The organism is Gillisia marina (assembly GCF_000258765.1).
GTDB classification, from domain to species: Bacteria; Bacteroidota; Bacteroidia; order Flavobacteriales; family Flavobacteriaceae; genus Gillisia; species Gillisia marina.
Map to the genome: position 1 here is coordinate 73553 of NZ_AJLT01000022.1, position 23651 is coordinate 97203.

23 protein-coding genes and 1 pseudogene are annotated in these 23651 nt (G+C 32.9%); 9 read left to right on the forward strand and 15 right to left on the reverse strand.

Translation table 11 applies throughout. The features are described 5' to 3' along the window. Positions 1-9 precede the first annotated feature (9 nt). The 4 genes from ON07_RS07085 to ON07_RS07100 all read left to right on the forward strand — a co-directional run bounded on the left by ON07_RS07085 (position 10) and on the right by ON07_RS07100 (position 4008). Positions 10-1461: a RimK family alpha-L-glutamate ligase gene (locus tag ON07_RS07085; RefSeq protein WP_010229478.1), complete on the forward strand. Its 1452-nt coding sequence runs from the start codon at positions 10-12 to the stop codon at positions 1459-1461. A 2-nt stretch (positions 1462-1463) separates the two neighbouring features. Continuing rightward, a complete protein-coding gene (locus tag ON07_RS07090; RefSeq protein WP_010229479.1) occupies positions 1464-2684 on the forward strand; it encodes a carboxylate-amine ligase in 1221 nt (406 codons plus the stop codon). Then, entirely contained in the window at positions 2681-3370 is a 690-nt protein-coding gene (locus ON07_RS07095; protein WP_010229480.1) for an N-formylglutamate amidohydrolase, read from the forward strand. The genes ON07_RS07090 and ON07_RS07095 overlap by 4 nt, the downstream gene beginning before the upstream one ends. Positions 3371-3477: 107 nt before the next feature. Continuing rightward, the gene (locus ON07_RS07100) at positions 3478-4008 is read left to right on the forward strand and encodes a CHRD domain-containing protein (protein ID WP_010229482.1); all 531 of its coding nucleotides are present in this window, start codon (positions 3478-3480) and stop codon (positions 4006-4008) included. Positions 4009-4099: 91 nt separating this feature from the next. Here the strand turns inward: ON07_RS07100 and ON07_RS14815 are convergent. Continuing rightward, positions 4100-4529: pseudogene (locus tag ON07_RS14815) on the reverse strand (FKBP-type peptidyl-prolyl cis-trans isomerase). Between the two features lie 339 nt (positions 4530-4868). On the opposite strand from ON07_RS14815, the gene ON07_RS07110 reads away from it, so the two are divergent. Next, positions 4869-5267, forward strand: coding sequence for a 3D domain-containing protein (locus ON07_RS07110; RefSeq protein WP_010229484.1), 399 nt, complete (start codon positions 4869-4871; stop codon positions 5265-5267). Positions 5268-5400: 133 nt separating this feature from the next. After that, positions 5401-6135 carry a phosphatase PAP2 family protein gene (locus ON07_RS07115; protein ID WP_010229485.1) on the forward strand — a complete coding sequence of 245 codons (735 nt, stop codon included), beginning with the start codon at positions 5401-5403 and terminating at the stop codon, positions 6133-6135. A 38-nt stretch (positions 6136-6173) separates the two neighbouring features. Here the strand turns inward: ON07_RS07115 and ON07_RS17430 are convergent, their stop codons facing one another. Continuing rightward, positions 6174-6305: a hypothetical protein gene (locus ON07_RS17430; RefSeq protein ID WP_010229488.1), complete on the reverse strand. Its 132-nt coding sequence runs from the start codon at positions 6303-6305 to the stop codon at positions 6174-6176. Between the two features lie 154 nt (positions 6306-6459). Between ON07_RS17430 and ON07_RS16685 the strand changes: the two genes are divergently transcribed. Beyond that, positions 6460-6612, forward strand: coding sequence for a hypothetical protein (locus tag ON07_RS16685; protein WP_010229491.1), 153 nt, complete (start codon positions 6460-6462; stop codon positions 6610-6612). A gap of 8 nt (positions 6613-6620) precedes the next feature. Here ON07_RS16685 and ON07_RS07125 read toward each other — a convergent pair whose 3' ends face one another. Beyond that, complete coding sequence (locus ON07_RS07125) at positions 6621-7268, reverse strand: hypothetical protein (RefSeq protein WP_029331644.1); 648 nt, start codon at positions 7266-7268, stop codon at positions 6621-6623. 100 nt (positions 7269-7368) lie between these two features. On the opposite strand from ON07_RS07125, the gene ON07_RS07130 reads away from it, so the two are divergent. Continuing rightward, the gene (locus ON07_RS07130) at positions 7369-8712 is read left to right on the forward strand and encodes an aspartate kinase (RefSeq protein WP_010229497.1); all 1344 of its coding nucleotides are present in this window, start codon (positions 7369-7371) and stop codon (positions 8710-8712) included. A 12-nt stretch (positions 8713-8724) separates the two neighbouring features. Here the strand turns inward: ON07_RS07130 and ON07_RS07135 are convergent, their stop codons facing one another. The 3 genes from ON07_RS07135 to ON07_RS07145 all read right to left on the reverse strand — a co-directional run bounded on the left by ON07_RS07135 (position 8725) and on the right by ON07_RS07145 (position 12618). Continuing rightward, on the reverse strand, positions 8725-9972 hold the full coding sequence (locus ON07_RS07135; protein WP_010229501.1) for a glycosyltransferase: 1248 nt from the start codon (positions 9970-9972) through the stop codon (positions 8725-8727). A 44-nt stretch (positions 9973-10016) separates the two neighbouring features. Further along, positions 10017-11834: an SLC13 family permease gene (locus ON07_RS07140; protein ID WP_010229503.1), complete on the reverse strand. Its 1818-nt coding sequence runs from the start codon at positions 11832-11834 to the stop codon at positions 10017-10019. A gap of 88 nt (positions 11835-11922) precedes the next feature. Continuing rightward, positions 11923-12618: an HD domain-containing protein gene (locus ON07_RS07145; protein ID WP_010229506.1), complete on the reverse strand. Its 696-nt coding sequence runs from the start codon at positions 12616-12618 to the stop codon at positions 11923-11925. A gap of 172 nt (positions 12619-12790) precedes the next feature. Here ON07_RS07145 and ON07_RS07150 point away from each other — a divergent pair, with 172 nt between their 5' ends. Beyond that, complete coding sequence (locus tag ON07_RS07150; protein ID WP_010229508.1) at positions 12791-13300, forward strand: GreA/GreB family elongation factor; 510 nt, start codon at positions 12791-12793, stop codon at positions 13298-13300. Here the strand turns inward: ON07_RS07150 and ON07_RS14820 are convergent. The 9 genes from ON07_RS14820 to ON07_RS07190 all read right to left on the reverse strand — a co-directional run bounded on the left by ON07_RS14820 (position 13297) and on the right by ON07_RS07190 (position 23441). After that, on the reverse strand, positions 13297-15282 hold the full coding sequence (locus ON07_RS14820) for a hypothetical protein (RefSeq protein ID WP_050915858.1): 1986 nt from the start codon (positions 15280-15282) through the stop codon (positions 13297-13299). The genes ON07_RS07150 and ON07_RS14820 overlap by 4 nt on opposite strands. Next, complete coding sequence (locus ON07_RS17060; RefSeq protein WP_050915859.1) at positions 15276-15890, reverse strand: hypothetical protein; 615 nt, start codon at positions 15888-15890, stop codon at positions 15276-15278. The genes ON07_RS14820 and ON07_RS17060 overlap by 7 nt, the downstream gene beginning before the upstream one ends. Before the next feature lie 19 nt (positions 15891-15909). Further along, the gene (locus ON07_RS07160; RefSeq protein ID WP_010229510.1) at positions 15910-16443 is read right to left on the reverse strand and encodes a DUF4402 domain-containing protein; all 534 of its coding nucleotides are present in this window, start codon (positions 16441-16443) and stop codon (positions 15910-15912) included. Further along, positions 16443-17270 (reverse strand): T9SS type A sorting domain-containing protein, encoded by an 828-nt coding sequence (locus ON07_RS07165; protein WP_029331649.1) that lies wholly within the window; start codon positions 17268-17270, stop codon positions 16443-16445. The genes ON07_RS07160 and ON07_RS07165 overlap by 1 nt, the downstream gene beginning before the upstream one ends. Further along, complete coding sequence (locus ON07_RS07170) at positions 17246-20011, reverse strand: PA14 domain-containing protein (RefSeq protein ID WP_029331650.1); 2766 nt, start codon at positions 20009-20011, stop codon at positions 17246-17248. Before ON07_RS07170 ends, ON07_RS07165 begins: the two co-directional genes overlap by 25 nt. Before the next feature lie 16 nt (positions 20012-20027). After that, positions 20028-20879 (reverse strand): fimbrial biogenesis chaperone, encoded by an 852-nt coding sequence (locus tag ON07_RS07175; protein WP_237708880.1) that lies wholly within the window; start codon positions 20877-20879, stop codon positions 20028-20030. Positions 20880-20941: 62 nt separating this feature from the next. Continuing rightward, positions 20942-21442 carry a DUF4402 domain-containing protein gene (locus ON07_RS07180; RefSeq protein ID WP_010229514.1) on the reverse strand — a complete coding sequence of 167 codons (501 nt, stop codon included), beginning with the start codon at positions 21440-21442 and terminating at the stop codon, positions 20942-20944. Between the two features lie 73 nt (positions 21443-21515). Continuing rightward, positions 21516-21998 (reverse strand): DUF4402 domain-containing protein, encoded by a 483-nt coding sequence (locus ON07_RS07185; RefSeq protein ID WP_010229517.1) that lies wholly within the window; start codon positions 21996-21998, stop codon positions 21516-21518. 945 nt (positions 21999-22943) lie between these two features. Then, entirely contained in the window at positions 22944-23441 is a 498-nt protein-coding gene (locus tag ON07_RS07190) for a DUF4402 domain-containing protein (protein ID WP_010229520.1), read from the reverse strand. Positions 23442-23651: the final 210 nt, after the last annotated feature.

The window sequence follows — 23651 nt, forward strand, 5'->3', positions numbered from 1 at the left end:
TTTTACTAAATGAAGAAATTAATTGTGGTAAGCCATCCTGAAAAATGGAAAATTGCTGTAGATAATATAGCAGTGATCTCTTCTCAAGATTACCTTACAAAACCTGAGTATTCCAATCTTAAAAAAGCCAGAGTCTTCAATCTTTGTAAGGATTATTCTTACCAGTCTAAAGGCTACTATGTTTCGTTACTTGCCGAGGCTAGAGACCATAAAGCGATTCCATCGGTTAAAAATATTGTGGACTTGCGGGAACCTAAATTGGTTAAAATTGTAGCCGATGATTTTGACGATCTTATTCAGAAAAGTTTAAAAAATATCAAGTCTCAAGAATTTACTTTAAGTGTTTATTTTGGCCAAAATGTGGCTCAGAAATACAAGGAATTGAGTACCATGTTTTTTAGATCTTTTCAAATTCCATTTTTAAGGATTCATTTTAGTCGTAATTCGAAATGGAGTATTAAAAGCATTCGTGCAATTTCAGAATCTGAGATTCCTGAAGATCATAAGGAGAGTATGCATTTATTTGCTTCAGAATATTTTGCGAAGAAACGCTATGATACCGCTAAGACAACTTCTGCAGAATATGATCTTGCAATTCTTGTACAGCAAGGAGATCCAGCTCCTCCAAGTAATGCAAAAGCCATTAAAAAGTTTACAGAAATCGCAGAAAAAATGAATTTTTATGTAGAAGTGATCTCGCCAAAAGAGCTTTCTAGATTATCTTCTTTTGATGCCTTATTTATTAGACAGAGTACAGAAGTTAATAATGAAGCCTATGCATTTGCGAGAAAAGCGCAACAAGAGGAGATTGCATTAATAGATTATCCCGGAGCTATTTTAAAGTGTTGTAATAAAGTATATATGGCTGAAGCCTTGCAAAACGACAATATTCCAACGCCTAAAACTGTAATTGTACATAAGCATAATAAAGAGGAAGTATTAAAGATTACCGGTTTGCCTTGTGTTTTAAAGTCTCCAGACTCCACTTTTTCCTTCGGCGTTAAAAAAGCGAAAACCGAAGAAGAATATTTTGAGTTGGTAACAAGTATGCTTAGGAAATCTGATCTTATTATCGCTCAGGAGTTTTGTCCTTCAGAATATGATTGGAGAATTGGTATCTTAGATCATGAGCCCATATTTGCCTGCAGGTATTATATGGCAAAAGGACATTGGCAAATTTATAACTGGAATGCTTCTAAAAAAAATGATCAAGACGGGAATGCAGATTGTTTGCCTATTGAAAAAGTACCAAAAAAAGTGATGGATGTTGCACTTAAATCGGCTAAACTTATGGGATTAGGTTTGTTTGGAATTGATGTTAAGGAAGTACATGGAAAACCTTTAGTTATAGAAATTAATGATAATCCAAATATTGATGCCGGGGTGGAAGATGGATACTATGGAGATGAGATCTATATTAAGATTCTTACGGCTTTAAAAAATAGATTAGAAAAAAAGTAAGTATGAGCTATCGGCTTTTTGAAGTTTTTGGAATAGAATTGGAATATATGTTGGTAAGAGCTTCCAATCTTAAAATCACTCCAAGCGTAGATAAATTGATGACCCTTAAAAATGGATCAATAACTTCAGACATTTCTAATGGTAAAATAGAGTGGAGTAACGAATTGGTGGCTCACGTAGTGGAGTTGAAGACCAATGGGCCTACACGACAATTGGAAGACCTGGATGAATTATTCCATAAAAACATTCTAGAAATTAATAAGTTAATGCTGGGAGAGGATGCTAAATTAATGCCTACTGCCTCCCATCCACTTATGGATCCGGAAAAGGAGATGAAGCTTTGGGAGCATCATTATAGTGAGATCTATTCTTTATATAACAAGATCTTCGATTGTAGAGGTCATGGTTGGAGCAACGTTCAAAGTATGCACCTAAATTTACCTTTCTATGGAGATGATGAATTTGGCCGATTACACGCAGCAATCAGAATCTTACTATCTATTATCCCTGCGTTAAGTGCCAGTTCTCCTATTTTTCAAGCTAAGAGCACTGGGTTCTTAGATAGCAGAATGGAAGTTTATAAAACCAATCAGAAGGAAATCCCTGAAATGACGGGGAAAGTGATTCCGGAACAGGTATTTAGTAAAGAAGACTATATAAAACAGATTTTTGAACCCATCAATAAAGCAATTGCTCCCTTTGACACCGATAAAATTTTAGACAAACATTTCCTTAATTCACGTGGCGCTATCGCCAGATTTGATAGGGATGCAATAGAAATAAGGGTTATAGATATTCAGGAATGTCCAAAAGCAGATATTGCAATTGCTGTTTTAATAATTGAAACCTTGAAGTTATTGGTTTCAGAAGAATTGGTATCGCTGGAAGATCAAAAGGACTGGCATGAGGATGACTTATTTGCTATTTTTAATGATGTTATTGAAGATGCTGAAAATACGCAATTAACAAACCTCCACTATTTGAACTTGTTTGATGTGGAAGAGGAATGTACTGCAGGGGAGTTGTGGGAAACATTATATTTAAGGGTACAAGAAGGAATCTCTCCTAAACACAGAAAATCTATTGAATTTATTTTGGCTAACGGTAGTTTGGCGACCAGAATTTTAAAAGGAATTTCTAGCGATTATTCTCGGATCAAAATTAATGCTGTGTATTCTCAATTGGTTACTTGTTTAGAAACCAATAATTTTTACAAGCCGTGAAGCTGGTTTTAAGCTGTGAGCACGGAGGGAATAAAATTCCTGAACAATATAAAAGTTTATTTATAAATGCTGAAGATGCCCTAAATTCTCATCTAGGCCTTGATTTTGGCTCCCTAGATCTTTTTAGGTGCTGTAAACCACTAAGCGATTTTTCGAAATCGAATACTGTGAGCAGATTGTTAATTGAACTCAATCGATCTAAGGAGCATCCCAAATTATTTTCAGAATTCACTTCTTCATTAAGTCTTGCCGAAAAATTAAAAATCATATATGAATTCTATAATCCGTATCGGGATGCTATTGAAGCAGAAATATTAAAATTGATTGTAAAAGGGGAGGAGGTATTGCATATTTCAGTTCATAGTTTTACTCCAATTTTGAATGGTAAAATTAGAAATACAGATATTGGATTATTATACGATTCTGGAAAAACTTCAGAAAAAGCAATTTGTGAAAAATGGAAAGAACTGTTGGTAACAGAATTGCCAGTTTTTAAAATTAGATTTAACTATCCTTATTTAGGAAAGGCTGATGGTTTTACTACTTATCTACGAAGGAAATTTCCAGATAATTATTATGGGATTGAACTGGAAATTAACCAGAAATTTTCTGAGGAAAATATTTTTAAAGGAGATCTCAAAAATGCCATTTATAATTCCATTCTTACCCTCAAAAAATTACACTAAAAATTTTTAAGACTTTATGATTTGTAGTTATAAGTAATTGATATAAAGTAAGTTATATTATAAAAATTGTTATTTAGTCTTCATTTATTAACTAAAAAATTTTAAATATGAAAACTATTAAAATTACGTGTAGGCTAGTTTTTTCAGTGATTTTATTGCTGTTATTTATTAGCTGTTCTACAGACACCACAGAAGAAATAATTACACCATCAGATTTAAATTCTTCCGAATCTTTTGAAAAAGGAAAAGAAGATAATTTTACTGCCTCTTTAAAGGGAAGAAATGAAGTGCCGCCGGCAGATACTAAGGGAGCTGGAGTTGCAATAGTTAGAATTAGCAAAGATGGCAATTCTATTTATTACAAGCTTATTGTATCTAATTTAAAAAATGTAACGGCTGCTCATTTTCACATGGCAGAAGAAGGTATGAATGGGCCGGTAGTTGCTTTTTTATTTTCCGGGAGTGTAGCTAACCAAAATGGTATTTTGGCAGAAGGAAATATCACTACCGAAGATCTAATTGGGCCACTGGCAGGAATGAGTTTAGATGAATTAAGTGAAAGAATACGCAGTGGAAGAATATATGTAAACGTTCATACGGCGGAAATTCCAAGCGGGGCTATAAGAGGACAACTTTAATTCTATATTTTAAGACATAAAAAAACCTCATAATTAGATGTATACAGTTGTATGCAATCTAAATATGAGGTAAATAGTCTAGAAAACTAATTTACTTAATCTCTACTACTTCAAGATCAAAAATAAGATCTTTTCCAGCTAGCGGATGATTTCCATCTACTACAATCGTATTTTCTTTAACTTCAGCAACCAATAGATTCATTTCTTGCCCATCTGGTCCTTTAGAAACAAGTCCCATTCCAACTTCTGGAGCAATCTCCGGTGGCAACTGACTTTTTTTCTACTTCCTGTATTAATTCTGCACGTGGTTCTCCATATGCTTCAGCTTGAGGAATATTTATAGTTTTTTTCTCGTTCAATTTCATATCGATAAGGCCCTTTTCAAAACCAGGAATTAACTGACCTTGACCTAAAGTAAATTCGATTGGATCTTTTCCTTCAGAACTGTCAAAAACTTGTCCGTCGGCTAATTTTCCTGTGTAATGTACTTTTACTGTAGCATTCTCTTTAACTTGACTCATAAATGTGTTTTTTCAATTTTTAAAATATGTAAACTTCGGTATTGAAATTTACATGTTTAATTTTAATGTTGTTATTTCCTAAGGTGCCATAACCCTGCCAAAGTCCTTAAATATACTTTTAGAGCTATTTAGCGTATTATATTTAATTAATAAGGTGTCTTAAGCCTTAATAGACTGCTATTACAGTTGATTTTTTGTAAATTGAAATTAATGAGTGCTATTATTTCAGGCGTTAACAATAATCGGTAATTATGTCAGTTATTATCTATATTTTAAAAATTAGGGCAATGACTAGACTTTTTCTGGAAATTACATCTATTTCATTTTTCACGTTTTTTTATGACCTTCTATATTAGTTGTAAAGAACCAAATGAAACTCATGTAGAAGCTGTTAATTGGAAAACATTAAAAGTAACTGCAAGTGCATATAATTCTTTGGCGTACCAAAGCCAAGGAAATCCAAAGATCACTGCGTGGGGTGACACCTTAAAACCAGGGATGAATGTAATTGCCATTTCTCGTGATCTTATGAAAAAGGGATTGGTTTACAATACCCCAGTTAAAATTGATGGTTTATCGGGAATATTTTTCGTAAAAGATAAAATGCACCATCGCTGGAAAAATAAAATTGATATTTATATGGGCGAAGATGTTCAAAGAGCAAAGAATTGGGGAAGGAAGAAAATAAATATACAATTCCTCGTGCCAAGAGATTCGCTAACGGAGAAAATAGAATAGTATGTTTATTTTTTAGCTTAAATTGTTTTTTTAATAAAATCCTTTTTTTTATCAAATCCTTAGATTTTCTTTAGTTTTACAGTTTAAATTTGAAATTCTTGATTGATGAATTTCAGTTTTAGCTAAACGATATATGAAAGAGAAAATAATTGATTTCCTTCGCGGATTAGAATCTATTTTGCGCGATAAATTCCACCAATACAATCACAAATTACCCTATATAATTTCCATCATTTTAGCTTTGATTATTGTGGTTGTAGGGATTAATGTATTTATTGAGTTAACCAATACTTTAAATAGTGAACTTGTAACTAAATATGATGCCGCTATCACAAAATATGTGATCTCGTATAGAAACCCACAATTAAATAATATACTTCAGTTTATAACAAATTTGGGAGACTTGTATGGTTATATAGTTATAACTACTATTTGTTCGCTCTTCTTTTTCTTCAAGTTTAAAAACTGGAGGTATGTAGTACAATTAATTTTTGTTATAATTATTTCCGGACTTTCTAATCTTGCTTTAAAAGAGGTAATAAATAGGGCAAGACCAACTGCAGAACATTTAGTTTCTGTAGAAACACTTAGTTATCCAAGTGGACATGCGATGAGTGCTACCGCCTTTTACGGATTCTTAATTTATCTGTGTTATTTCTTGAAGATTAATAAATGGCTAAAAATAAGCTTAATGTCCCTTTTCTCTTTTTTAATAGTGAGCATAGGGATTAGCCGAATTTATTTAGGAGTTCATTTTCCTTCAGATATTGCAGGTGGTATTATTGCGGGAACTATTTGGGTTATGTTCTGTGTCCTGATATTTAATATTATAGATCTTTTCCGAAGAGAGGAAGAACGCAAATCTTAAATACGTTTTAAATTGAAGTAGGAGCAGGGAAGAATAATCTAACCAAGACCTAGATAGCCTAATAATATCCAAAGGATTATAAAAACTATTACAATCCCGAAGCAACCACAGCCTCCACCAAATTTCTTAGCACCCCAACCGGCTAAGATTGCACGTAATATTGATTTCATCATTTTCTATTTAGAGTCATAAAAATAAACAGAGCGGAAGAATAAAATTCATATTTAAGAGAACTTTAATTATTTAGTTGCTTTTATATCTGTAATTTTTAAAAATATTATAATTATTAAATATTTATTTAATTAAATTTGAAAAAAATATTTTATGCAAATCCGAGACGAGGGAGACAAACAATCTGAAGATTATATATTACAAAATAATAAGAAAACAAGATTTGGCGCAATCTTTATAGTTATAGTATTAGTTATTCTTGCAGCTGGTGTTGCAATGACAGGTGTTTACTTTGACTATTGGTAGAATTTGCTTTAAGAAATTTTAATTTCGTTAAGCAATAGAAATGCCTGATTTATATATTCTTTTTCTAAGAATAGGGCAAAGTAATTAGAGGTGGAAATCATCTCGAAAACAGGAATTCCTTCGTAAGCCAGAAGTTTAAAAATATAAAAATAAAGGCCAACTGTTTTAGAACTATTTTTTGGTAAGGCAATTGTTATACTAGATAAATCGTCTTTAACTGAAACTAGTGTTTCTTCCCGAAAAAAATCTTCCACTCTTTCTTTTAGATCTTTAGATACCAAGATATTACTTTCTTGATAGGTACTGGAATAATTTAAATATACACCAATTTGATCCTTAACAGAATTCATTAGCAAAGCTTGATTGCCAAGTAGTGTATTTGAATTTAAATAGGTAAATTCTGTAATTCCAGATCTCACCACGATATCTCCCATTTCTCTTAAATTAGCATTCTTCAAAAGATTTCTTTGAGGAGAATATCTGCGTAATGCCATAATTATAGAGCCCTGTTTTACCGGTTTCCTAAGAATTTTTTCAACTTCCGGTTGCAAATGTTCAGCTAAGGAACTAAAATTTATAAGGTCTTTAGATAAGGCATCATCCAAGAAAGGTTGGTGTCTCAACATATTATGTATGCAGGAGGTTATGGTGTTCATTGTTAAATAATATACATTTTGTACAAATATATATAAATTCTATTTCTTTTTTCTTCTCTTTCTAAACTCTTCTTACTTATGCATTTTTAAATAATAAACCATGAAAGTTTTGAAATTTGGGGGTACTTCAGTTGGGTCTACAGCGAGTATATATAACGTAAAGCGTATAATTCAATCTATAGATGGGCCTAAAATGATAGTTCTTTCCGCGATGTCCGGGGTTACAAATTATTTGGTTACTCTTATAGATGAGATCAAAAATAAAAATCATAAAGAAATTATCAATTTAAATGCTGCTTTAAAAGCTAAGCATATAGAATTGCTGGATGAATTAATTAAAGATCCGGATAAATATACTGAAGCAAGAACCGGATTGAATTTATTATTTAGGGAATTTGATGATTTATTAACATGCGAATATTCTGAAAACAATGCCAATCGTATTCTAACTTTTGGTGAAACTTTACTTACTTATATATTTTCAGAATATCTTTTTTCCTCGTCTATTAAAAATAAACTTCTAAATGCTAAAGATTTTATGCATGTTGGAAATTTAGAAAACCCGGAGACCTCTAAAGTTGCAAACAGATTAAACCCATTCTTAAACAGTGAGGAAAAAGCTCCAATTTATATTACCCAGGGGTTTGTAAGGATAGATAAATTTAACCGTATTAGTACCTTAAAACGAGGTGGAAGCGATTATACGGCAACTATCTTGGGAGCAGCTTTAAATGCTGAAGAAGTTCAAATATGGACAGATATAGATGGCTTTCATAATAACGATCCCAGATATGTGGAAGATACACATCCTTTGGCTAATCTTACTTTTGAAGAAGCTGCAGAATTAGCATATTTTGGCGCAAAGATCCTGCACCCACAAACTATTTCTCCTGTAATAGATAAAAATATTCCTATTTATCTTAAAAATACCTTTACACCAGATTTGCCGGGCACTAAGATTTCTTCTGAAATTAGTGAAAAGGGTTTAAAAGCCATTTCAGCAAAAGATGGAATTACAGCTATTAAAATAAAATCTAATAGAATGTTGATGGCTCATGGTTTTTTGAAAAAAATATTTGAAATATTTGATAATCATGAAACTGCAATAGATATGATAACCACTTCAGAAATAGCCATTTCATTAACAATAGACGACACTAAAAATTTAGATCCCATCATAAATCAACTTCATAATTATGGGGATATTACAGTAGAAATGGACCATAGTATTATTTGTATTGTGGGGGAAGGACTAATAGAAGATTCCAATACTTTTAAATTATTCGAAATTTTAAATGAAATCCCTGTCCGGATGATCTCTTACGGTGGCAGTTTAAATAATGTGTCACTTTTAGTGGCTTCAAAGCATAAAGTTAGCGCGCTTAAGGCCTTACATAAGAGCTTATTTAAAAGAAATGAAGAAGCTTTAGTTTCTTGTTATTAGCAACGATTAATTTCAACAAACTTTCGAAGCTTTAATGGCTTCCAATTCAGTTTTTAATTCTATATATTTAGATAGATGTTGTGTGCTTTTCACGCGATGGTGCATAAGCATACCGCCTATAAAATTTTGTTCTCTATGATTTTTAAGGTGATAATTAAGGTGTTTTAATTTTTCATTTAAAATCTTATAATAGAAATCTTTATTATACCGTTTATTGATGAGTTGAAACCCATTTAATTGAGCTGTTTGCCAAATTGCTTTTGTTTTATAAAGTTTAACGGCAGCTTCAGCAAAAGTTTTTGGATCATTTTCAATAAAACCATTCCAAGGGAGTTCACCTTGCATTCCTTCGGCACCTAAACTTGTTGTAACTGTTGGAGTACCGCATTGCATTGCTTCAGTAAGTTTACCCTTTATACCAGCTCCAAAACGCAAAGCAGCAAGGCTGACCTTCGATCTTTTCACAACATCTTCGGCATCTTTAGCCCAACCTTTCACATAAAAATTTTCTTTTGGATTATTTAACTGTGTAACAGCACCACTAGGATATGCCCCATAAATATGCATTTCTTCATTTGGAAGCTCTTTTCTTAAAAGTGGCCAAATTTCTTTCTTTAAAAATCTAACCGCATCTACATTCGGTTTGTGCTTAAAATTTCCGATGCTTATAAAGTGCTTTCTTTCCTCGAAAGAGGGGAGAAGCTTACTATCTGAATCATTTATGGAGTTCAATAAAAATGGGAGATATAACAATAGGCTTTCTGAAATATTAAAAGTCTCTTGTAATAGCTTCATCTCTACTTCAGAAATAATTAGGCTAAGATCGCATCTATAAATACTTGCTATTTCCCGCTTTGCTATTTCAGAATTTATAATAGAACTCGATGCGCTTAATTCTTTTTCTCTGTGATTCCGTAGAAAATGGAGGTCCTCGGTATCTAAAATTTTTATAGAGTTTGGAGAATGCTTGCTTACACGCCATCCAAATTGTTCCTCCATCATAAACCTATCAAAAAGAACAATCTGTGGTTGCAGTTCCTGAATATAAGTATCGAAACTGCTTTTGTTCAATTCTATTTTTACCGAAATGATTCCAAACTTCTGAAGATCTGCGGCGTTACTGGAAGTAGCAGCAGTAGTTCCAAAAATCACTTTATAATTGGAAGTAGTAAAATATTCTAATAGCTGAAGCATACGTTTACCTGCGGCAGAAGAATTGGGCTCTGGCCAGACATATCCAATCACTAAAACAGTACTCATCTTTTTTTTTGTAAAAATACTTGATTTATATGAAGCGATAGAGCCTATACGCTGAAAGTTCCGGAAAGTAATAAAGAAGCAACAATCCAAAGTACTAAAGAAACTGAACCTCCAATTATTAAGAAATGTCTGAATTTATACAATCCCATCCCATAGATTAAAGTGTTTGTTTGATAACCCACCGGGGTGAAAAAACTAAAATTTGCAGCAAACATAATCGCTAAAATAAAAGGTTTTGGATCTAGTTTCATGGTTGTGGCAATAGTAATAGCGATTGGAGTTATGATGATCGCTGTCGCATTATTCGATATAAAGCCACTTAAGACCATCGTAACTAAAAAAAGTATTCCAATAATGATGGTGCTGGATTGCTCCGTAAAAAGCGCAAGTAAATGATCTGCAATCCACATATCTGCGCCGCTATTGCTCATAGCGATTCCCAACGGAATCATTCCCGCTAAAAGAAAGATCACCTGCCAGTTAATTTGAGAATAGGCTTTCCCTAAATCTAGACATTTTGTAAAAATCATCAAGAACACACCTACTAAGGCACTTTGTAAAATAGGGAATATAGAGAAGGCTGAAAGTGCAACTACGACCACTAAAATAGCCAAGGATACAAGTCGCTTGGATAATTTTTTTACTTCAATTTCCTGATACTGCTGAAGTATTGTGATATTATCTATTTTACCCAAATCGGACAGCGCTTTTGCTGAAACCTCCACTAATAATCTATCTCCCACCCGAAGTTCTATTTCATCTTTTTTCTTTCCAAAAACACGATCACTTGGATGCCTAATGTTTCTCCTCTTTTTTATGGCCAATGGCACCGCTCCTTGAAGATCGAAATTTCCAACAGAATTTATGCTTTTACCAATTAGAGGCGAATTTGGTAACATTAGAAGCTCGACAACCTGAATATTCTCTTCTAAACCTTCAGCATCATCTGTAATTGGGAGTGTAAATTTTTCAGTGTCTTCTTTAATTACAGAGAATCCTTTGTGTTCCTTCAGTTTAACCAAATTTTCGAGATTACATCTTAAGAGTAATTGATCTTTTGCTTTAAGGACTGTATATTTTCCAGGCCGGTTATTAATAATTCCTTCTCTTTTAAGCGAAAGTATTTCCACATCCATATTATCATGGAAAAATGTATCCTGGATCTTCTTATTTATTACTTCAGAATTATCATTGATGATTACTTTCGTAATGTATTCGTCTAGGTTGTAATCTTTGTTGATATCTAATTTTCCCTTGTTAGGTAAAAACTTATAAAGCAAGCTAACAATAAGCGTAGTTATTAATAAAAACAACACGCCGTATTTGGTAAACTCAAAAAATGCGAAGCGTTCTACTCCTTTTTCTATTGCAATAGCATTTACAATAAGGTTTGTGGAAGTGCCCATAAGTGTACAACTTCCACCAATAATACCGGCAAAAGATACCGGTAAGAGCAGCTTTTCACTTGGGATATTATACTTGGCAGAGAGATCTGTAATAATCTTTATGAATACAATAACTACGGCTGTGGTATTTATAAAAGCAGAGATACTTCCGGCTATAATCATAAAAAGAGGAATCATTAAATAAATTGGGATTCCTTTTAAATTTTTAAGTCCGTTGGAAAGCCAACTTATAACCCCGTTGGTTTCTAGCCCTATGGCAATAATCATTAATGCGAGTACTGTGATTGTTGCAGGATTTGCGAAACCAGATATAGCTTCTTCCGGAGTGATCAAATTAGTTAGCAATAGGCTAACCATTATAAAAAATGCAATTTTATCTACAGGAAAAACCTCCAGCGCAAAAAGGATTATTACGATGCTAAGGATTATAAAAACCAAAATAATTTCAATGGTCATACCCTAAAATATTTAATATTGAACAAAGGGCATTTTTGGTTTAAAAAAACCATTGATCTCTAAACAAATTGAAGTAGGCAACTGTAAGTTAATGTTTATATTTTTCATGACGCTCTTTAAGCATCTTACAATTGAGATCTTTTCTATTGTTTAATACCGTTTTTCCAAACCAAGTATGATACTTCTGCGTATCAAGAAAATCTACATTTAATGCAAACCACTCTTCGTCTGAAAACTGTTTTTTAAAGAAAAGTTCCCATTCTGCCCTTAAACGTTCGTTTCTAAAAATATAACTTTCTAATCCTAAGTGATACAAATCTGCATCACAAAGAATTTTTTCGGCCTGTGTTTTTGGGTTCTGAGGCATTTTGGTAGCCATTATGCAATTTTGAACGATCTCTATCTTATCTTCCGGATAATCATTCTCTTTCAAATATTCTGTAGCATAAATTACACTTTGTTCCTCATGATTCATATATGTATCTGCCATTCCGGTATCATGAAATAAGGCAGCGATAAGTATTGGTTCTAAATCAGACCCATAAACCTCTTCGTAATTTGCAATTGTTTTTACATATTGATAAACATCGTCTGTATGTTGTACGCTATGAAATGGTAGCGTTTTACATCTACTATTGTTTAAAAAATCGATGCAATAATCATAAGTCTTAGAAACTAAATTTGTTTTTTTAAATCCTTTAAGAAAATTTAGAGCCATGGGTAAATGATATTTCAGTTTCTGTTTTAGAAATTTATCTAAGAAATAGGTACTTAAATCCAGCATTTAAATTTACAAGATTTCAGATAATACTTCAATGAATTAAAATTTTTAACCTTTTATTATGCTATTATTTCGCGAACCACAATGTTTTAAAACTTAGATTGAAAATGCAACCTACTAATGTTGTTATTACATTAAATGTTTCCTAATTTCAAATTATAATGATAAATGAATTATGAGTAGAGGATTTGTAAAAGAAGACGATCAGGAAGAAGCGCCATTCATTCCCGCAAGAGCAGTTTTGCCACCGGGCGAAACAAATTATGTCACTCCGTATGGTTATGAAAAGTTGATCAAAGAAAAAACTGACTTGGAAAATAGTATTTCTAATGTGGAGTTAGAAGAAGGGAAAGAACGTAGACATACGATGGCGATACTTAATGGAAAATTAAATTTATTAGCCGATAGAATATCGTCTGCTAGAATATTAGACCCAAAAGAGCAGCCACAAAACGAAATTAGGTTTGGTGCATCGATCGCGTTTAAATTTCTTACGGGAGATCAAAGTGGATTTATAAAAGAATTTCAGATAGTTGGAGTAGATGAAGCGAATATTAAAGAAAATAAAATTGCATTTGTAGCTCCTTTAGCAAAGGCTTTAACCGGAAAGAGTGTAGGAGAGAAGGTAGAAGTGTTTATGGCAGGAAAACTTCAGGAATTGGAAATAATTAGTATTGACTATTAGTCAGGTTTCTTTTCTAGAACAAATTCCAAATCATCTACAATATCTCCAAATTCTGTGGCTTCTATAGTGAATGGAATTTCTGAAGGACTTACAGAATAATTCAAATTTTCTAGTTGCTTAGGATCTATGATTGCCTTGTAGTTTCCAGGCTCTAAACCTAAATAAGTGAAGTAACCATCTCCTTCACTTAAAACTTGATCAACTAATACTCCATCTTTGTCCAAGATATTTACCAATATTCTACCGAGACCTTTTTGAGAATTTCCAGAGTTAAAATTAACAAACCCAGCAACTTCTCCCACAACGTAAATTGGTATATACAAAGTCCTAAACTGATTAGGCATAGTCTCTATTTGAATACTTGAATTATTTACTTTCCATGAAATATTATCGATACTCGTAGGGTCTATTTCTAATAGTAATTGATTGTAGGGTTCTAAATCTGTAATTCTAATTTGTGTTAAATCTTCATTGTAGGTTATTCGACCCTTATTATTTTTAAACTCAAGTCCTGGAACTCCTGGTTCATTCTCTTCTCTAGTCCCGTTATTATTGAGATCTAAATAAGGAATAACATTAATACCGGCTCTCCCAACTGCAGATCTATTGGTTGCATTTAAATAATTTGTAGCATCGTCATATTGAAAACTCCCCCTAGCAGATTGCACGAAGGTGGAATTTTGATTTCCAATTCTAGAAGTAAGAGATGTTTGAGCGAAATCGAAAATATATCTCAACCCAACTTGAAAAGTATAGTTATTCCTCAAAAAATTATTTTCGTAAGAAAGATTTAAATACCCTCTTTTCATAAATGGCCTCTCAAGGCCCAGTATCATATTCGTGAATTCTTGATCACTAAAATTGTATTGCAATTTCGGAAAGAATAAGAATTTTCCAGGTATTCTATAAGTCTGAGATATGGTAGAATATATAGTGGGATTTAAATTTCGATCATTAAAAAGTCCATAGGTTGTCACATTTGTACTTATGCCAAATAAAACTCCGGAAATTAACAACTGTGCTGTTGTAAATTCTGAAGTAGGTAAAATTATTTGATTAATGCTAAATCTAGTAAAGGCGGAAAGGAATTTGTTCCTAATAGGTAATGATAATGTTAGCTTTCTTTCCTCTAAATAGTTAAAATTTATCGCTGTTTGATCTTTTGTGTAGTTAATATAATTAAGATCTAATTGTAAATTTGAGGGAGATCTGTAACTTAATAATCCTTCTCCTTTAACTCCATAAGTGTATTCACCGGAAAAAAGTAAGTTTGGAGCAAATTTTATTGAAGTGTTTATAAATGGCATGATTTCCCCAGAAGAGACATCAGATAAATATTCTACTCCAGCACCAAGAGTCAACGCATTGCTAACGCCATAATTTAAATTGAAACGTCCAAATTTACTAGTAGCTTCATTCTCAACCACCCCGGCACTTAAGGTGTATTCAACTTCATTTTTAGGAATAAAATTATAGGGTATATTTATAGCTCTGTCTTCGGTTCTTTCTTCACCATAAGGCCCATAAAATCTAAGATTTACCATAGTGTTTCCATACACTAATGGCACTTCAAAAGAATAAAATCCAGATGCATCTGCTTCAGTGAAATCAACTAATACATTGTTTACGTAAAGTTCTACCGTCCATCTTGGTTCAGTTATATCGCTTAGGGTATATGTTCCAAACGATCTTCTGTTTATCACCGGGCTGTTGCTAAATTGTAATCCAACTACAGGAGCAAATAATGAAGATGTCGCTCTGGTGAAGATCTTACCAGCGGTAACTTGTTTGAACAGTGAACTTTCATTATTTACCAATTTCCATTGATAAAATTGATTTCTTGAAACAAAGGGAATTCGAGTAGAATAATTTAAAAGTACATTCGTTTCTCCTCCAGCGATCATAGTTCCTAGCCCCAGATTGAATCTATTATCATTTATACCATTAGTCTGTTGCGTAGTAATGACTCCCCAATCTACCATCCAGCTTTAAAAAAAGGGTAGTTTCTTTTTATAACAGTATCTGCAACAAAGCCTTCTTTTATAGTTTTCAAATTATCTCGCATTTCTTGAAGTCTAAGCTCACGAATTCGTGGTAACTCAAGCTCTGTGATAAGATTTACAGATAATCTTCTAAAATCAAAGTTTGTGTTTAACCCAAAGATAGATCCAAAAAAATCAGATTTCAAATAAGCAGTAGCCGGGGTTTTAATAAAATCATCAGCAGCTAAAGGATATGTATTATTATTGTAATTTATTTCTTGCTTGTCTAAGTCAATACTATATTTTGACTCTGGGTTTAGTAAAAATCCAGAAATCTTAGAGCCATTAACTTCATTTTTTATTTTCAGAAAATCAAAGAGATCTTTGACGGAGAGATATGCAGTTTGATCTTTTATAGCTACCGGTAGTTCTGTATTACCTAGTTTGGGAACTGTAAGCTGTACAGTTAATTCATCATACTCCGGAATTTCTTGCGCCTTTACATTGCTAATCATTAAAAAGATTAGAAAAAATAATATTTTGTAATCAAGTTTAATTTTGAAAGATTTGAAGCGAAAAAGTGGGTATAAATAGCCTTTTTGTTTCATTAATAACTTCTACTTACAATTATTGTTGAATAAAAGTTATAGTCACGAAACCACTATATTGTCCGGCAGGATTTGCTGAAAGGTTTCCTATAGATAATGTTCCACCAATATAAACAGGAGTCGTTGAAGGAGGATTTGCTGTTGCTAAAAAATCTTTTCCTTTACTATAGCTATCTATAGAAAGACCAATGCTTCCGCCATTACTTCCTGAAAGCATTACTGTAGTAGGATGAGTTATACTAATTATTGTCCCGGGATTTGCGGTTACATCATATAGGGCGGGAGACACTGTGGGTCCAAAATTTAATAATACGACGTCTCCTGTTGCTGTTCTTAGCCCATCGTAGTCTACGCTAACATTACCGCCAGATGTTCCGGTAGTGAATGTTCCAAAATTTAAGAATTGCGCAGTACTAACTTCAACACTAATTGGGATAGGTGGATTTTCTTGTGCGATTAATTGCAATGTTCCTAATAACAAAAATGAAAGTGTAATCCACCTGAGATTTTCTAGAGGTTTGTAGGATTTTAAAATGTCGTGGTATTTTTTCATCATTTTTGTATTAATACCTTTTTGGTGAAAATTCCTTCTTTGGAATAAAAACTGATTAGATATAAACCTGAGCTCTTTATTCCATTAATCTCAATAACATCATTTTCTGATACAAATTGAGTTTCAATAGTTTGTCCTGTAACCGTGGAAACTTTAATATCACCTATTTCTCCAATAGCTAAGTTCATTTTTATTTTTACAGTACCTCCGGATTGATTTACACTAAAAAGATCATTAAAAATAACAGCAGGATCATCGATTACAGAATTTGAAAAAACTAAATGAAATCTCGAATCATTTCTTCCGGCAGAAGCTTGAAATCGATACTCATTTTTATCTAATAAATTTACACGTTTTCGCTTATCCATATCTACTAAATAAACATACCCAGTAAGTATAGTTTCTTCTATATCGGTTAGTGATAAAGTAATCCAGCCCTCATTTTCTAAGTTAAATCCTAATGGAATTCTTAGAACATCTGAACCATAAGTAGCTGATACCCCATTAATAGATAGCGGCTTTTCGTCGCTAGAAATGCTATATAAATTAGGAACACTAGGATCTGTATTCATTAATTTTAGAGCATCATAACTATTATCATAAGCTTCAGTAGCTACATTTTCAAAATAGATTACAGTTTCATCATTTCTAATACTGCCATCATATGTTGCATTTAATCGTAGCAATGTAAAATACTCATCAAGTGGAGATTTATAAAATTGCTGACTAAAATCTGTAACTCGAACCTCGTTTGTAGTTCCCAAAGTTGCCGATACAGGATAAGTATCTGTGGGGGAATCTGTTACATGGACAAAGAAACCTTGCATAGAGGGTATAATATTCGCAGACTCCCACCTCCGCTTTGCACCCCATTTACGAAAGAAGTATAAACACCGGTATAATGATCACTAGCTGTAAAGAAATAAACAGCATCATCTATATTATCTTTAGTCCAACCAGAAGTTGCATTCCAATCTATTGGAGAAGGGTAGGGGTTCCCAACAAGATTGAAGCCTTTTGAAAAAGTTCCGTTATTATGAGATAAATTCATTTGTTGTGCACCGTTATTTACGGTACCGCTTATTTCTACCGTTTTTGAAGCACTTGCATTTCCAAAATTTAATGCATATCCTTCTAAAATATTAAGAGCTCCGGAATGCTTTTCAAAGCCTGTTGCATCTTCAGCAAGGGAGTTTTCTCTATTTTCATTATATCTATAGAAATTTGGGAAAGTAGCAGTAGCACTAAGATCCACCACTCCGGAATAATCTGAAGTTGTAGTATTCTGAAACGGACTACTAAGATACTTATATCCTAAAGCAGGATCTAAATATCTCTGCATAGTTATATCGCCAATAATTGAACCGTTTCCAGAACCATCGATTAGCGCAGTTTGTGTTGCATCTGAAACTAATGTTAAAGTTCCACCGGTACTGAAATTTCCAATTGTCACTTTTAAAATTCCTGTAATCATTAAATTGGAAGAATTAATTACGCCTGAAGAATTATTAATCGTAAGATTTTCAACAGTATTATTAAGAAAGACATTTGTTGGTATATTTTGAGAGCTACTTCCACGAAACGCTATTTCTCCATTTGTAATATCAAAAACACCACTATTATTAATAGAACCTGCAATTTCTAGAGTATTATCTAATATTTCTAAAGTGGCACCAGACTCTATGCTTAGATCTTTAACAGTTCCTACAGCTCCTGTATTCAAAATAGGATAATTACTAAGTCCAGATGGTATAAGTACATCAGAGGTAAGGCTTGGAATGGTATTACATGACCAATTCCCTTGATTATTCCAATCTGTATTTACTGCTCCTGTCCATAAATTGTTTTCAATCGAAATAGCAATAATTTCGTTAATCGCACTTGTACAAGAATTTGCATCTGTAATATTTGTAAATTCAATGGTAGTATCACCTGTTATAGTAAATGGGTACTCAATATAATCTTGACTTTCAGTAGTTGTTGTTGAAGAACCATTCACTTCATATGTTACTGTATATGGAGCTTGCCCTTGAAATGTTGCTGCAATAATAACAGATTCTCCTAAACATGCTGTAGTAGGTCCTGTTAAACTTAGGGTCGGATTGCTTGAAATTTCTAAAGTTGCAGCATTAGAAATATGTTCTATTTGAGCTGTATTATTTGATCCATTTAAAAGTACTTTTCTATAGATCGAATAAATTCCAGGACTATTAAAAGGTGCTGATGTAAGATCTGGAGTAAAATTGGCATCTGTAGCTCCGGCGATTATTATCGTCGCTGTGGGATCCCCAGTAGTGTTGTAATACCATTGATATCCAGTGCCAACCAATGATATTCCGGTCGGAAGTGTAGCAAAAGTATCTCCCGAAATTGTTAATGCATTTTCGTTTTGACAAACTGTCTGGCTTGTATTTGCAGAAAGAATATTTTCTATAATTAATTGAGCATTTGCCAGGCTAATTCTATTTCCTCCACCATTTTCATAGTATTCTAGATCTAGATTAGTATTTCCACTAAGATTTAAAAGAATATTGTTATTAACTCTATAACCATGATCGTTCCAATCATCATATACTAGATTCCCATCTACTTTTAATCTGTTTCCATCATCGGCTCCTATATCCACCGTATATACTCCGCCAACAGTTATATTCGCCTTATAAATAACAGAGAAGGTTTCGGTATAAATATCAATAGGACTTCCATTAGAGGTTATTTCATAGCAATTTGCATTTCCTCCAAAATTTTCATTGAAAAAGAAAGGAGTTGTATAATTTCCCGCATAGGTATTAAAATTAACTCCATCGTATACATGTCCAATCCAAGAGTTGGTACCTCGCGTGGTTTGATCATCTAAAGAAGCACTTCCTGTAACATCAGTTGTAGCTTCTGCACTAGTACATCCATTTACTGTAGCAGTTACACGGTAGGTACCTGCCATGCTAATACTAGAATTATTTAATGTTGGGTTTTGTAAGTTTGATGTAAATCCATTAGGACCTGTCCAACTATAGGTTGCTCCCGAAATGTTTGATGCAGTTAAATTTACATCTCCACCAATACAAATAGGCCCGCTGTTGGAGGCAGTTGGGGTAGGAGTTGGATCATTATTTACAATAAATTGCGAAGAATATGGAGAGAAATTAGCGTCAGGGTTAGTACTTCGAACTCTTACTTGATAATCATTACTAGTTGGATAAAGACCAGCATTGTTAGGTATAGGTACGGTTAAGGTAATTTGAGCGGAAGCACCATTCCTATTATTTGGGGCATTAGAAGCAGTAAATGAGCCTGTTTGAAATTCCTGCCCTCCGGTTATATCAAAAAGTTCATAAGTAGTGGTTGTTCTAAACCTTTCATTGCTTCCATTTCCATTAGTAACTCTAAAACTAACCTGGATTGAGGAGCCTCCACAAACAGGAGTGCCCGTAACTACAGGAGTACTAATTGACTGTCCAAAGATATTACTGGAAAAACTAAGAGCAAGTATGCATAAGAGGATACACATAAGATGCTGTGTACCTTTTAATTTATTTAGGTAATAGTTCAAAAAGTAATTTCTTACCATAGAATTTAGTTTGGGACTAATTCAAATCATGTAAACTTTCAGCGTATATATTTTTATCTGTTTCAGACTTAAAAGTTATTTCTAATCTTCCGGAATTAAAATTCACCCCTTCAATTGGGTTTATAGGAAGTCTAAACTTTCTTAATTTATTTGGAGTATAGATGGCGATACCTTTTACCGTGCCTACATCTGTTTTTTTACCTTCAGAAGAAATATGTTTTACACTTAAGTTTCCATAAACAGACATGTTTCCATTTCTATTAACAATCATCTCTAAAACCGGATTGGTTTCTTCTTCTAAATTAAGATTAACATTGGAAATGGCTATTTTTGTAGTAGAAACCCCCTGTCTTATTATTACAGGAATACTAATTCCAAATACGGCTTTAATGTTTATAGATATTGACTCCGTATTATCGTCTTCAGCATCTGATCCAAGCGCAGTCTGTTCTTCTACCGCCCTAAAATAGATGTGAGATCTATATTCGCCCTCTAGTAAGGACCCGGTTTTTGTAACTTGAACTCTTACTGTTTGAGCTTCATTAGGACCTAAAACAACTCTTCTAGGGTAATATCTTAAATAATCTGAAGCAAAGTTCAATCCTTCTTCAGCCTCAGTTATTTCCTCAAAACTTCCATTTTCAGTCATTTTATACTGAACCATAGAAATCGCATATGTAGCAGAATCTGAACCTGTATTGGCTAAACTAATTTCTTGAGCGCGCTGCGTACCATCAAAAACCAATCTTTTTGGTAATATCATGAGGTCACCTTGAGCTAAAGCAGAAGAGCAAACCAATAAGTTCGTAAGAATTAAAGCGGAAACTAATTTCAGAACATTAAAAACCATAAGGGTTGACTTTATCAATAATTTAAATTATAGAATTCGGTGTTTCAAATATAGGAAAACCAAATTAGATAATTTAGCGTCTAATTATAAGACACGGTAACATTAAATCCTGAAGGATTAGAGTAAGATCCAGGAACTTGGTTCGCTTCCAAATTTAAGGTTGCTCCAATTTTTAAAACATCAGTTCCCTCATTATCACCATTAGAAGTTGGACTTACAGTAAACTGGTCAATTTTTAATGATTGGGAAGGGTTATCCTCATTAAATAAGGAAAAGGTGTTTGGTAAAGTGATTGCATAATTATTATTGCCGTGTGTAACTAGAGCTTCTGCAGCATTTACTTCCCCAGGAGTAGCGTTGGAAATTTGAACCCCATTTGCTGTTCTTGTACCATCTGGAGAAAGTACTAATGTTCCAGCATTAAATCCTCCAATCACATTTCCAAAATTTAAATCTACAGATTTTGTGATCTTTATAGGGTTCACAATTTTAGCTGAAGTATTTATAGAAGTGGATGCTGATGATTGTGCATAACCAATAACCGTAAATAAAGAGAATATCAATATAATAAACTTATTCATCTAAGTTGATTTTAAATAAATAACGCCGCCATTTGGCGGCGTTACTATTATATTATAATAAATTCACAATTATTTATTGGTAAGCAACAGTCACTGTAGCAGTCCCTGTATAAGCTCCTGCTCCTTGCGATGCACCTACCGTAAGTGTTCCACCAACATTTAAAGTTTGATCTGCACCTGTTCCAGTACTAGTTGCACCTAAACTACTAGAAAATGATACAGACATATCTGCCTCACCGGCGCGCTTTAGATCTATTGCAGGTATTGATATTGTATATCCATAAGTATTTGCTGCATTGATCGTAAACGAAGCTGCAGAAATAGTTCCTCCTGGAATAGTTACTCCGGCAACAGCTGTTCTTGTACCTGCTGTGCTTACAACAATGTCTGTAGCTGCGTCCGGCGTAGCAATATTACCAAAATCAAGATTACTAGAAGAATTAGAAATTGTAATTGGGCTTACGATTGCAGCATTCACTGTAGCTGTACCTTCTGCACTTTGTGCAAATGTGGTTCCTGTAATTAGGGCGATTAGAATAAAAGTAATTTTTTTCATAAGTAGGTAATTTGGGTCGTTAATAATAACAGTACAAAGATGAGCTAATATAAATGGAGAACTCCTAAAAAACTTCAAAAACTCGATGAAAAGCACATTAGATACGACGAAATGCATTTATTTAGATGTGTTTGGGAAGCAAAAGCTGTCATAAACTTTAAAATTTTCTCTGTTTTGGTAAATAAAATGCAGCAAAAGTTGATTTTTTAATCATTTTGATGATATTTATTTGGTCTTTTACTATAAAATTGCGACATCATTAAATGGCGATGCTTGCCTTTTAAAATGACATTCGGATAGCTCCTATCTATAAATTGTAAGTATAAATAGCAAATTATAGATTAATGGTACGAAAAAGCGTTTTTATGCACTTTTTATGAAATCTTGAAACTAATTATACCTATCCAATGAATTGGATCTATTTACCCCGCCAATTCAATCATTATGATTAATTGATGTTTTTTGATGGAGATTTTCCAGTTTGGGTAATTTTAAAGATTTACCAGTTTTGGTTTTAAGTAAGTTTACTTAAGATTTTGTCTCAACTACTTTGAAGCACAAATTTGAGACTAAGTTGAAAAATAATCTTTTAAGCGATTTGGCGTTTAATCATTAATGTCCTGAAAAATTTGGACTTTTTATAGATAAATTAAAATTTTATAAAAATCCAATAGATTATACTAAGTTAATTAGATGAAGTAGTATGGAAATATTCTTTTTAAGGGATAGTTCATTTTAATAAGTATGCTAATAGAATTTTTTTTTCCAATCATTAAACTATAGATGGAATAATATTATTAAAGGAAGTAATTTAAATTTCTAGAGAAGAGTACGCTTGTTCTCAAATAATTATACAGGAATAATAAAGAAAGAAATTTTAAGGATAAGATAATTAGTAAGATTAATTCTTATAAAGAAATTAAGTATAAATAAAGGTTATAGATCCTAGTTATAATTCACAGTTACATTAAACCCACCTTGATTTACATAGTTACCGGGAGTTTGGTTAGGATTTACTTTTAAGGTTGCTCCTACATTAATTGTTTGGGATCCAACTGCAAGTGCGTTCTCACTATTAAAATCTGAAGTGAAATTATTAATCTCCATAGTTTCACTTCCATTAGATAATACATAATTATCACCAGGTAAAGTTACTGAGTAAGTATATCCAGGCTCTCCAGTAATCTCGAATGATGCAGCAGATACAGCTCCACCCTCTGCCAATTCCACTTCTCCGGAAGTTGATCTTGTACTATTAGGAGACAGTGTTACATCCCCACCATTCTTGGCATCTACATTTGCAAATTTAAGGTCTGAGGTTGTTGTAATTCCTATTGGTTGTATAATTGTAACCGATGCATTAAAAGATGCGGTTGCTTGAGCGAGGATTGAAGTAGAAAAACATAAGATTAAAATTCCGATAAAAGTTTGTACGTTTTTCATAATCGTGGGTGTTTGAATAATTAGATAGTTAAATATAGATAAACTACATGTTATTATCGATGAAATGAAATTACTAATCGATGAAAGGCATAAAAGTTTAACATACAATTTAGAATTTTCGACGAATGGTAGTTGTTTAATGTTGTAAAGACCATTAAATCAGTAAAATTGAAAATACTGTGGCTTTTGGGTTACCATTCGTCGATGTAG

What these genes read in the sequence shown, in the direction of transcription:
- ON07_RS07085 (WP_010229478.1), top strand. Translation starts at nt 10, where the DNA reads ATGAAGAAATTAATTGTGGTAAGCCATCCTGAAAAATGGAAAATTGCT.
- ON07_RS07090 (WP_010229479.1), top strand. Translation starts at nt 1,464, where the DNA reads ATGAGCTATCGGCTTTTTGAAGTTTTTGGAATAGAATTGGAATATATG.
- ON07_RS07100 (WP_010229482.1), top strand. Translation starts at nt 3,478, where the DNA reads ATGAAAACTATTAAAATTACGTGTAGGCTAGTTTTTTCAGTGATTTTA.
- ON07_RS07110 (WP_010229484.1), top strand. Translation starts at nt 4,869, where the DNA reads ATGACCTTCTATATTAGTTGTAAAGAACCAAATGAAACTCATGTAGAA.
- ON07_RS07115 (WP_010229485.1), top strand. Translation starts at nt 5,401, where the DNA reads ATGAAAGAGAAAATAATTGATTTCCTTCGCGGATTAGAATCTATTTTG.
- ON07_RS17430 (WP_010229488.1), bottom strand. Translation starts at nt 6,305, where the DNA reads ATGAAATCAATATTACGTGCAATCTTAGCCGGTTGGGGTGCTAAGAAA.
- ON07_RS16685 (WP_010229491.1), top strand. Translation starts at nt 6,460, where the DNA reads ATGCAAATCCGAGACGAGGGAGACAAACAATCTGAAGATTATATATTA.
- ON07_RS07125 (WP_029331644.1), bottom strand. Translation starts at nt 7,268, where the DNA reads ATGAACACCATAACCTCCTGCATACATAATATGTTGAGACACCAACCT.
- ON07_RS07130 (WP_010229497.1), top strand. Translation starts at nt 7,369, where the DNA reads ATGAAAGTTTTGAAATTTGGGGGTACTTCAGTTGGGTCTACAGCGAGT.
- ON07_RS07135 (WP_010229501.1), bottom strand. Translation starts at nt 9,972, where the DNA reads ATGAGTACTGTTTTAGTGATTGGATATGTCTGGCCAGAGCCCAATTCT.
- ON07_RS07140 (WP_010229503.1), bottom strand. Translation starts at nt 11,834, where the DNA reads ATGACCATTGAAATTATTTTGGTTTTTATAATCCTTAGCATCGTAATA.
- ON07_RS07145 (WP_010229506.1), bottom strand. Translation starts at nt 12,618, where the DNA reads ATGCTGGATTTAAGTACCTATTTCTTAGATAAATTTCTAAAACAGAAA.
- ON07_RS07150 (WP_010229508.1), top strand. Translation starts at nt 12,791, where the DNA reads ATGAGTAGAGGATTTGTAAAAGAAGACGATCAGGAAGAAGCGCCATTC.
- ON07_RS14820 (WP_050915858.1), bottom strand. Translation starts at nt 15,282, where the DNA reads ATGGTAGATTGGGGAGTCATTACTACGCAACAGACTAATGGTATAAAT.
- ON07_RS17060 (WP_050915859.1), bottom strand. Translation starts at nt 15,890, where the DNA reads ATGAAACAAAAAGGCTATTTATACCCACTTTTTCGCTTCAAATCTTTC.
- ON07_RS07160 (WP_010229510.1), bottom strand. Translation starts at nt 16,443, where the DNA reads ATGAAAAAATACCACGACATTTTAAAATCCTACAAACCTCTAGAAAAT.
- ON07_RS07165 (WP_029331649.1), bottom strand. Translation starts at nt 17,270, where the DNA reads ATGCAAGGTTTCTTTGTCCATGTAACAGATTCCCCCACAGATACTTAT.
- ON07_RS07170 (WP_029331650.1), bottom strand. Translation starts at nt 20,011, where the DNA reads ATGGTAAGAAATTACTTTTTGAACTATTACCTAAATAAATTAAAAGGT.
- ON07_RS07180 (WP_010229514.1), bottom strand. Translation starts at nt 21,442, where the DNA reads ATGAATAAGTTTATTATATTGATATTCTCTTTATTTACGGTTATTGGT.
- ON07_RS07185 (WP_010229517.1), bottom strand. Translation starts at nt 21,998, where the DNA reads ATGAAAAAAATTACTTTTATTCTAATCGCCCTAATTACAGGAACCACA.
- ON07_RS07190 (WP_010229520.1), bottom strand. Translation starts at nt 23,441, where the DNA reads ATGAAAAACGTACAAACTTTTATCGGAATTTTAATCTTATGTTTTTCT.